The organism is Acetobacterium sp. (assembly GCF_041752335.1).
In the GTDB taxonomy this organism is placed as follows: domain Bacteria; phylum Bacillota; class Clostridia; order Eubacteriales; family Eubacteriaceae; genus Acetobacterium.
The window spans coordinates 16955-27147 of record NZ_JBGSHG010000001.1; the positions used below are offsets into that span (position 1 = coordinate 16955).

At 39.6% G+C, this 10193-nt stretch carries 8 protein-coding genes and 1 riboswitch; all 8 genes read left to right on the forward strand.

Annotation, left to right across the window (positions count from 1 at the left end; genetic code table 11):
• Positions 1-131 precede the first annotated feature (131 nt).
• The 8 genes from ACEW8F_RS00095 to ACEW8F_RS00130 all read left to right on the forward strand — a co-directional run bounded on the left by ACEW8F_RS00095 (position 132) and on the right by ACEW8F_RS00130 (position 9831).
• A complete protein-coding gene (locus ACEW8F_RS00095) occupies positions 132-854 on the forward strand; it encodes an ABC transporter ATP-binding protein (protein ID WP_373481434.1) in 723 nt (240 codons plus the stop codon).
• Positions 854-2536, forward strand: a complete 1683-nt coding sequence (locus tag ACEW8F_RS00100) for a hypothetical protein (RefSeq protein ID WP_373481435.1) — start codon at positions 854-856, stop codon at positions 2534-2536. The genes ACEW8F_RS00095 and ACEW8F_RS00100 overlap by 1 nt, the downstream gene beginning before the upstream one ends.
• Before the next feature lie 102 nt (positions 2537-2638).
• Complete coding sequence (locus ACEW8F_RS00105) at positions 2639-4699, forward strand: thioredoxin domain-containing protein (RefSeq protein ID WP_373481436.1); 2061 nt, start codon at positions 2639-2641, stop codon at positions 4697-4699.
• A gap of 58 nt (positions 4700-4757) precedes the next feature.
• On the forward strand, positions 4758-5201 hold the full coding sequence (msrB, locus tag ACEW8F_RS00110) for a peptide-methionine (R)-S-oxide reductase MsrB (RefSeq protein ID WP_373481437.1): 444 nt from the start codon (positions 4758-4760) through the stop codon (positions 5199-5201).
• Between the two features lie 154 nt (positions 5202-5355).
• A complete protein-coding gene (locus ACEW8F_RS00115; protein ID WP_373481438.1) occupies positions 5356-5643 on the forward strand; it encodes a hypothetical protein in 288 nt (95 codons plus the stop codon).
• A 21-nt stretch (positions 5644-5664) separates the two neighbouring features.
• Positions 5665-6150, forward strand: a complete 486-nt coding sequence (locus tag ACEW8F_RS00120) for a ferritin family protein (protein WP_373481439.1) — start codon at positions 5665-5667, stop codon at positions 6148-6150.
• Positions 6151-6677: 527 nt separating this feature from the next.
• The gene (locus ACEW8F_RS00125) at positions 6678-7943 is read left to right on the forward strand and encodes an MFS transporter (protein WP_373481440.1); all 1266 of its coding nucleotides are present in this window, start codon (positions 6678-6680) and stop codon (positions 7941-7943) included.
• A gap of 151 nt (positions 7944-8094) precedes the next feature.
• Entirely contained in the window at positions 8095-9831 is a 1737-nt protein-coding gene (locus tag ACEW8F_RS00130; RefSeq protein WP_373481441.1) for a hypothetical protein, read from the forward strand.
• A gap of 275 nt (positions 9832-10106) precedes the next feature.
• Positions 10107-10193, forward strand: a riboswitch (cobalamin riboswitch). This riboswitch is flagged as partial in the annotation.

The following is a 10193-nucleotide window of genomic DNA, read 5'->3' on the forward strand; positions in this document are numbered from 1 at the left end:
TTTTTTTAAGTGCCGATGTTTTATTTCCTCTATTGTATGCCTTGTTTCTAAAAACAATATTAAATTTTTCCGACTCAAAATGCCAGAGTTGTGTTAAAATAAACATAATCATAAAGGAAAAAGGAGCGACTATGCTAAAACTTGAACAGGTCTCAAAAACCTATGGTAATAAAAATGAAAAGGCTGTCGATGACGTCAGTTTTGAAGTATATCCCGGTGAAATCTTTGGGTTTGTCGGCCCCAATGGCGCCGGAAAAACCACCACTATTAAAATGATTGTCAGCCTGCTGGCCCCCAATAGCGGTAAAATAACGATCAATGGCATCGATAATCAGAACGACATCCTGGGCGCAAAAAAACAGCTTAGCTATGTACCGGACAATCCGGAGCTGTTTGAAAAAATTAAGGGTATCGAATATCTGAAATTTATGGCCGATGTTTATCAGGTGCCGACCGTAGAAAGACAGGAACGGATTGAGAAATATCTGGATATTTTTGAGATCAAGGATGCTGTCAACGATCCAATCGGATCCTTTTCCCATGGGATGAAGCAGAAACTGGCACTGGTGGGAGCGCTTATTCATGATCCCCAGGTTTTTATCCTGGATGAACCGATGGTCGGTCTCGATCCCAAGGCATCCTTTGAGCTTAAAAAGATCATGCGCGAACATTGCGATCGGGGACGGTCGGTTTTCTTTTCCACCCATGTTCTGGATGTGGCCGAAAAAATCTGTGATCGAATTGCCATTATTAAAAAGGGAAAGATCATTGAAGTGGGAACGATGGCCGAAATTCGCGAAAAAGCCGGGAGTCAGGAGTCATTGGAGAATATTTTCCTGGAGTTGACCGAATAATGAAAGAGATTATTAATTTAACCAAATTGTTTATCAACGAATCATTGGGATTTTCGCTGTTTTTCTATAATAAGAAGTTTAATAAAAAAGAATTTTATAAACAGTTATTTACTCTGATTATTGTTCCAGTGGCCCTGATCCCAGCATTTTTTATGTACGTTTCGCTGATGTCTGCCACTTATTTTGGGCTGACGATGATTAATCAGACCTCTGTTTTTTTAAGTATCGGTTATATTATGGCAACGGTGCTGATTCTCGTTTTTGGGGTCATGTATATTCTTTCGGAATTTTATTTTTCAGATAATATCGAAGAACTGATCCCACTGCCGATCAGCCAAAGAAAACTGATTATTGCAAAATTTCTTAGTATTCTGGTGTTTGAGTATATTTTTGCGGGCTTTGTTTTTCTGCCGATTCTGATTATTTATGGAGTTGGCCAGGGAATGGGACTACTTTATGCGCTATTGTCCTTTTTGGTCTTCCTGACCATTCCGGTGCTGCCGCTTTCATTGCTAACCGCTCTGATCATGCTGATGATGCAATCGGCTTCACTCAAAGGCCGAAAGGACATGCTGCAGATTGTTTTTGTTTTTATTGGTATTGCCGTTATTTTCGCAGTGCAGATTTGGTTCACCAGTCAACTGGGGAATGGCGACGAGGTGGATTTTCAGCTGCTGATGAATACGATGCTGACCAATAATGAGGGGTTCTTAAACATCATCGGCTATACCATGCCGACCAGCTTTCTTATGGCCTGGGCGCTAAATAAAATCACGCTGATGTCCTTTGCCTGGGTGGCCGTGCTGCTGGGAATTACCTTGTTATCCTGCGTTTTGATGGTAGCCATTGGTGAGCGGGTTTATCTTAAGAGTATTGTCAGTGGAAAAACCATAAAAAAAGGTAAACAGTTAAGCGGTGCTGAGCGAAGCAAAGCGCTTGGCAAAAAAAGCCACGGGACCATGGCGGTATTTACCATGGATTTACGGCTGCTAATGCGGACCCCGGTTTACTTTTTTAATAATGTCAGTGTAGTCATCATTGCGCCATTATGTATCTGGATCAGTTTTGCAGTTATAGAAATCCCGCCGGAAGATTTACTGGGGATGCAGGATTTTTTCAGAGGCATACCGACCCTGGTCAACTTTTTACTGATTGCCTTTTTTATTTTTTTCGGAGGCACCACAGCTACCACAGCCACCACCTTTTCCCGAGAGGGAAAGGCCTCCTGGTTGACCCGGATGATCCCGGTAACAGCAAGGGATCAGATCGTGGGACGAACCGGAGTCGCGATGTTGATTCAAAGCCTGGGGATCCTGTTTACCATCATCGTGGTTCAATACATTTTCCCCTTAACCCTGTCCACTCTGTTGTTAACGGTTATTCTGGGGATTCTGGGATCATTGCCGATTCTGTTATTTGGGCTGTTCATGGATATGAACCGACCGCTGCTCAATTGGGATAACCCCCAAAAAGCCATCAAGAACAATATGAATGTAGTCATCACGCTTTTTGTAGGGATGGCCTATACCGGGATGCTGATCGGGATCAGTGGTTTACTGGGATATTTTGTCAACCCTTTGCTGGGGTATGGTTTGTTTTTGCTGATCAGTTTTGGTATCAGTGTTATTTTTTACAAGGTGATCAGTAATCGACTGGAGATGGAATTCCTGAATTTTGAATAGCAAATTAAAGCCTAAGTTAATGGTGGAGAATCATAATAGCTAATAAGATTGATTTAAATTAGTTAGCAAAATCAGTTAGTAAAATAAAAAGGAGTTGAAGAAATGGCTCTCGACGACGTTCAAAAGAAAGCGAATCGACTTGTTCATGAAATGAGTCCTTATTTATTACAGCATGCCTATAATCCGGTTAATTGGTATCCTTGGTCGGATGAGGCGTTTAATCTCGCTAAAAGACAGGATAAACCGATTTTTCTTTCGATTGGTTACAGTACCTGTCACTGGTGTCATGTGATGGAAAGGGAATCGTTTGAGGATGAAGAAGTGGCAGAAATCCTGAATAAATATTTTATCAGCATTAAGGTGGACCGGGAAGAACGGCCGGATATTGATCAGATTTATATGACCTTTTCCCAGGTTAGTACCGGTCAGGGAGGCTGGCCCCTCAATGTTTTTTTAACGGCTGATCGAAAACCCTTTTATGGAACAACCTATCTGCCTAAAAACTCCCGCTACGGTCACCCTGGCATTATCGATGTGCTGCTGGGAATTGAAAGCCAGTGGCGAAAAAATAATGAAGACATCATCCATTCCGCCAATAAGATAACCGGACTGCTAAATGATCTGGAGGAGAGAAAAGGGGAAACGGAATTAAAGCGAACCATCTTTTTTGATGCTTATGATTTTTTTGATGAAAGCTTTGATGATCGCTACGGTGGTTTTGGCAAAGCCCCCAAATTTCCTACCCCCCATCATCTCTTTTACCTGTTGCGATGCTATCAGGCTTTTAAACAACCGGATGCCCTGGTGATGGTGGAAAAAACCCTGCAGCAGATGTATAAGGGCGGGATCTTTGATCATATCGGGTTTGGCTTTTCCCGTTATTCAACTGATGAACAATGGCTGGTACCTCATTTTGAAAAAATGCTCTATGACAATGCCCTGCTGATTATGGTTTATGCAGAAACCTACCAGGCCACCGGTAATCCATTATATAAAAAAATAGCTGAAAAAACGATCACCTATGTTAACCGGGATCTGCGCTCGGCGGAAGGGGCTTTTTACAGCGCCGAGGATGCTGACTCAGAAGGGGAAGAAGGGAAGTTTTATGTCTGGTCCATGGATAAGGTAGAAAAAATATTGGGCCAAAAGCGGGCTGAGGTCTTTTTTAAGTTCTATCCGATGACGCCGAAAGGTAATTTTGAGGGTAAGAACATTCCCAACATGATTCTTACCGACCTCGACCTCATCGAAGCCAATCCGGAGCTGGAAAAAGCTCTGGATGAGATGACGGCCGATTTATTTGCCCAGCGGGAAAAACGGGTTCATCCTCATCAGGATGATAAAATTCTGACCTCATGGAATGGTCTGATGATTGCTGCTCTGGCTATGGCCGGCCGAATATTTAACAAGACCGTCTATATTAGACAGGCCGAAGAGGCGATGGCATTTATTGAAACCAACATGGCCCGGCGGAACGGCCGACTCTATGCCCGATATCGCAAAGGTGAGGCGAAAATTCTGGGGTATCTGGATGATTATTCCAGTGTTATCTGGGGATATCTGGAGCTTTATCAGGCCAGCTTTAAAACCGACTATCTGGAAAAAGCCATTCTTAGGGCAGTGGATATGATCAACCTTTTCGGCGATGAATTTGGAACAGCCGGCTTTTTTATATACGGAAATGACGCCGAACAACTGATTGCCCGGCCCAAGGAAGTCTATGATAATGCCAAGCCATCCGGAAACTCACTGGCAGCCTATTGTCTGCTTAAGTTGGGAAAAATAACCGGGGAACAAAAATATATTGATATTGTCAATGGCATGTTTGCCTATTTTGCCGGAAACTTAAATCAGGCACCGATGGCCAGCACGATGATGCTCTGTGCAAAATTATTTCATGAACAGCCAACTACCGAGGTGGTTTTTGCCGGATATGAGAAGGATACGACGATCCGTGAGATGAATCGCCGATTGAACCAGCAGTTTCTGCCTTTTTCAGTGGTACTTTTCAATAAAAGTGAAAGAGATCTGAAAAAGATCAATGCGTTTGCTGTCAATCAGCAGATGATTCACGGCGAACCGACGGCCTATATCTGTAAAAACTACCGTTGTGAGCAGCCAGTGAATGATCTTGAAGCTTTTCTTAAAATTATTGAAGACTGATTAGCGCCCGGAAAGATGGGGTAGTAACAGAACAACCACAGGAAAGGCAGGAACCATTATGAAATTTGAAAAAAAAGATCAGGATACCTTAGTAAAAATTTTGACCCCGGATCAATATGCGGTGACCCAGAAAAATGCTACCGAACCGCCGTTTAAGAATGAATACTATAATGAATACCGAAAGGGAATTTATGTGGATATTACCACCGGCGAACCGCTTTTTTCATCCAGTGATAAATTTGAATCCGGCTGCGGCTGGCCTAGCTTCTCCAAACCCATCGATCCCGAAGTTGTCAAAGAACTCAGTGACACCAGTCTACGGATGAAGCGAACCGAGGTGCGCAGCGTTACCGGAGATGCCCACCTGGGTCATGTCTTTGAGGATGGTCCGATTACCACCGGGGGCTTGCGATACTGCATCAACAGCGCTTCCCTCCGCTTTATCCCGGCCGACGAAATGGAAGCCCAGGGTTACGGTGCCTATTTGAAATTGCTTGATTGAACGGCGTAATTGCGGGTATATCAATAGTATGACGGATAGGTACATGCGAAACCCAAGTCAATTGCGCAAGCACCTAACAATTTTTATTTTGTGAGGAGTGATTACAGTGCCAAAGGTATTGCCAAACAACAAACGATGGCCAAGAGGCGGCAGAATGAACCAGAAAAGACATATGGATATGACTGCTGAAGAAAAGGCCAATATTGCCACCTGCACCGGAAAGAAGGATGAACATCCCTGTAAAAATCCGGTTTTTCGCTGTTTGGAATGTGGGAATTACGGTTGTGATCAGGAAATTCTGGATAAGTGTACAGAACAGGGATTCAAAAACGGCAAGTGTCTGCACTGCGGAGCAACGAGTACCCGGATTCCGGTGATGAAAGACGAGATGGCGGAATTTATCGCCCAATGGGAAAAAGAAGTGCCGGGAATAGAATCCTGATTAATATTGAGGTGAAAGTGAATGAATAGTATCGAATTTGCAATTAAGATGGAACGGGATGGCGAAAAGTATTACCGGGAACAAGCGGAAAACAATCAGAACAATAGTTTAAATGCCGTATTTTTATTGTTGGCAGAGGACGAAAATGGTCATGCCAAACTGTTAGAAAACGAGCAGGAAAAAATAACATACGACTTAGCCGAAAATGAAGTATTAGCTGATGCCAACAACGTATTTAAAGATCGGGGCGATTTTAAGAACAAATTTGAAAAAATCCCCGATCAACTGGATGTTTATCGGATGGCACTGCAAATGGAAAAAGATAGCATTGAACTGTATGAAAAATTTTTCAAAGAAGCAACAGATGAACATACAAAAAAACTCTTTGGATACCTGGTTAAGCAGGAAGAAAATCATTTTAAAATATTTGATAACCTGATCGCACTGGTAGAGCGACCAGATGAATGGGTGGAAGATGCTGAATTTGGAATCAGAGAAGATTATTAAAGAATAAAGAATTATTTTACGAAACCTTAGGGATCCTTCAATTTGATTGTAATTGAGGGATCTTTTTTTGTTGTGATTGTTTATGAAGTCATGCTAAAAATACATCTATTATCATGATTCGCTAATTTTTACGAAAAGAAGATTCGAGTCTCATTTGGTAATTTGTTTTTCTGTGCAAATAAATTTGCAGGTGTGTTGAAAACTTTCTAAAACAATAGATATTTCGCTATGAATATAATTTTGCTGGTAATAATATTTTGCGGCAGCAGCTTGTAATAAAGGAGTTAGTATAAATTTCGTAATATGAAAATAATTATTGAATACTATTTATTGCGATGAAGGGTGAGAATTTGATTGAAAAATATTTAAATTAAAACATAAAATTGGCACAAAAAATGCTTAATATAAGCTCAGAAAGTGAAAAAATGCATGATATATCAATAGTGTGTTTATCAAACACACTATTATTGGTACATTGTACATTTGAAGAAGGAGGAATAGTATGAAAGAAAAAGGTGGTGGACGTCATGTCTAATGAAAGAAAAGAATTGATATATGTTATTTGTTTGACGGGATTTATCACAATTACATTTGCTTTTGGGCGTTATATTTTTTCGATGATTACTCCGGACATCGTCAGTAGCTTAAATATTGACTACGAATTTATTGGGTTAATAAATGCCTGCCACCAAGGTGCTTACCTTCTTTTTTCTTTACTTGGTGGCATTTTGTGTGGTTATTTAAGTGTAAGATTATTGATATCTTCGTCAGTAATTTTATGTGGGCTCAGTGTTTTTGTGCTAGCATTTGTTGATAATCCATGGATATTACTAGTTATTGTAACCCTTCAGGGTATATTTGCGGCAACTTCATGGATACCAATGGTAGAGTTTGTAGCTAAGAACATCCAGGAAGATAATCGTGGAAAAAGCCTTGGCATCATTTCAAGTGGGACATCTTTTGGATTAATTCTAAATGGTTTCTTGATTCCTTATATACTGACTAATGATACGTGGCAAACCGTTTGGTTTGTATTTGGCATTATTAGTTTGATTCTCGGGGCGATTGGTGTTTATTGGATCTGCAAATTAAAGAGCGCACCTGATTTACAGATAGAAAAAGCCAATCAAAAAAATGAATATAAGACGGAAAAACTGGTGTTAAGGAATGATAAGTCGGGGAATTATCTCAAACACTATGTCTTATTAGTTGCATTATTGATCCTATCCGGGCTCTATTTGATTCCATTTCAAAGTTACATAGTACCTTTAATGCAAGAAGACTTGGGCTTAAATGAACAAATATCAGGAATTGCATGGAGTATTTTTGGGTTTATTGGTATTTTTAGTGGTTTTATTGCAGGGGTTTTAGCCGACAAATACACGGCCAAACGGGCAATGATTATCACATACAGTATTTCGATTCTATCAATTGCAACAGTAGTGTTTGTCCATAATGCAGCAGCGGCTCTATTTGCTTGTGCTATTTTTGGATTAACTTACAATGGCATCTTTGGACTGCATCCAACATATGTGACTAGAGTCTTACCACCAGAAAAAACTGCAAAATTGTTTGGTTTACTGAACTTATCACTAGGAGTGGGTTCGATGATCGGTAATTACGCAGGCGGGTACATAAAAAAAATGACTGGAAGTTTTTCATTAGCTTATCAACTAATGTTGATGATGTCCATCCTCACAGTTATGATTTGTATATTTATAAAATCCGATCGAAATGAAGAGGGGATCTTATATGAAAAGCATCATGCTGAAGCCCGTCAAGATATCATATGATATTAGAAGTTTATTATTAAAGAGTTCTGCGCGGATTTTAAAAATTAAATATCTCACCACTGCGAATTATTTAGATCCAGTTGGGTATACTTTAGAAATTTTTTGAGATTGAATTTAGTTCATTTGCAACATTTTCAAGGAGGTACGATAAATGGCAGAGAATTGCAGGGAATCCGAAGATTTTGAATTTGACAATCGCGTTAATAATTTGATGTGGACCATCAGTGGCGATTATGGGGATGAAATGACCAAAAATGAAAAGGTAAATCGCTCGAAATTTAATGCGCTATATTTTGGAATCATCTCAGGTGCCCGTCGTAAATATGTAGACTGGCATCTGATCAACCAATACATTGAGTGGCGGAGTTGTTCAGGGTTTTCCAGAGAAAATCTGCAGGCAATTCTTTTGCCAGCAATTGATGCGATGGCAATTAATTTGTTAACAGTGGAGAGACCAGGAATTCCCGATATGCAAAAAGAAGCCTGTTTAGAGATTATTGATAGACAAAAGTTACCGGTTTCTGATTGCTTATCCGATGAAATTGAGTTTTCAATATTTTCAGTTCTTGCGGGCATCAGTGTAACCGTAAGACCGGTCATTCGTGAATTAGCATTGGAACTAATCACTATAGCCAAAAAAAACGACATTCAAAATTTAATAGAAGAAATAGATGAAGTATATATCAGATTTTTTAGGATAAATGATTATGCTCGATTTGATATGCAACGTATTTTAGAGAATCATCCCCGACCGCTGGTTAAAACTAAAAATTTATCTGAAAGTGTTTTAAATTCAGAGTTGTTAAATAAAAAATCTAATAAAGTAGCAGAACTTGAAAAGACAATGAGCGGAGAACGACAGACAGAACACAGAAACGAGGATAATGAATTTGTTGAGGCTCTGAATCGTCAAGTCGAATTAAATTGTGGCGAATCATATCTTAAAGGAGTAGTAGTAAGAAGAATCGAAATTCGATTATGTAAAGGGGACCATCGAGATTGCCAGCTTCATTTCACAGAGGGATTAATTCGGAGTAAAAATAATAACCAAATGCAGTTAAAACGGGCCCGAAAATGTTTGGAACAGAACCGGTCTGCTTACGAAAAGAAACAGCAGATTTATGAAGCAACAATAAATCGATTAAAAAAATCATTAATACAAACGTTAAGAGCAGAACAATCAAAATACGTTACCTCCAGTGACTCAGGGACAATTAATGTTCAAAAGTTGTGGCGATTGGGCCGTGTTCCGTCAACAAGACTATTTAAAAAAATGGAAAGCAATGATAAAGGGAAGTATGTTGTTGATTTAATGATTGATAGTAGCCATTCTCAATTTTTTAAACAATCAACAGTAGCAATTCAGGCGTATATTATTGTACGGGCAATTGTTGATGCTGGAATTCCTTGTCGTGTCAATGGATTTTATAGTTATTTTGATTATACGATCCTTAATCGGTACCGTGATTATGATGATAATTTAGAACAGACTGAAAATATTTTTGAATATACCTGTGAGGGATGCAATCGAGATGGTCTTGCGATAAAGAGTGTTTGTGATACCCTTTATATACGTGCTGAAGAGAATAAAATTTTAATTGTTTTAAGTGATGGAAAACCAAATGATATTCATTTGCCGACCAGGAATAGTGGGAAAGAATTTCGCGGCGCAGTTTCGTATTCAGGAGGGATAGGTGTTGAAGATACTGCCAAAGAAGTTAGAATTGCCCGGCTAAGAGGGATAATGGTTCTGGGTATTTTTACGGGTGATGAAAAAGATCTGAAAGCCGAGAAACTTATTTATGGCAAAGATTTTATCTTTACCAGAGAAATGAACCATTTTGGTGATATTATTGCGGCATATTTAAAACGAATAATAGCAAGTTAAATTTTTAGGATTTTGCTCTTTAAATATGGCAAGTAGCTAAAATGGTGATCAGGGACAAGAAAACGATTTTGGTAACTTGCCTGTTATTTGTGAAACGTTTTTTCTGTTACTTAGCCTTCAGAAGCTATTGTGCTGGTGGATCCCGGTGAAGCCTATGTATTTTCCATCACCGGGAGGTCATTGGTCGAGCTGGGTTTAAGAACGGAGTTTTAAATTCCGACAAAAAAATCCGTGACAAATTTTAATTTATTTGATATAGTACATTGAAACTTAAATTTAATAATAATATAACAGGTGTCGGCTGTAATCAATGTATTATAAGCCGGTGAAAAGGGAAGAGGGGTGAAAATCCCCCGCGGTCC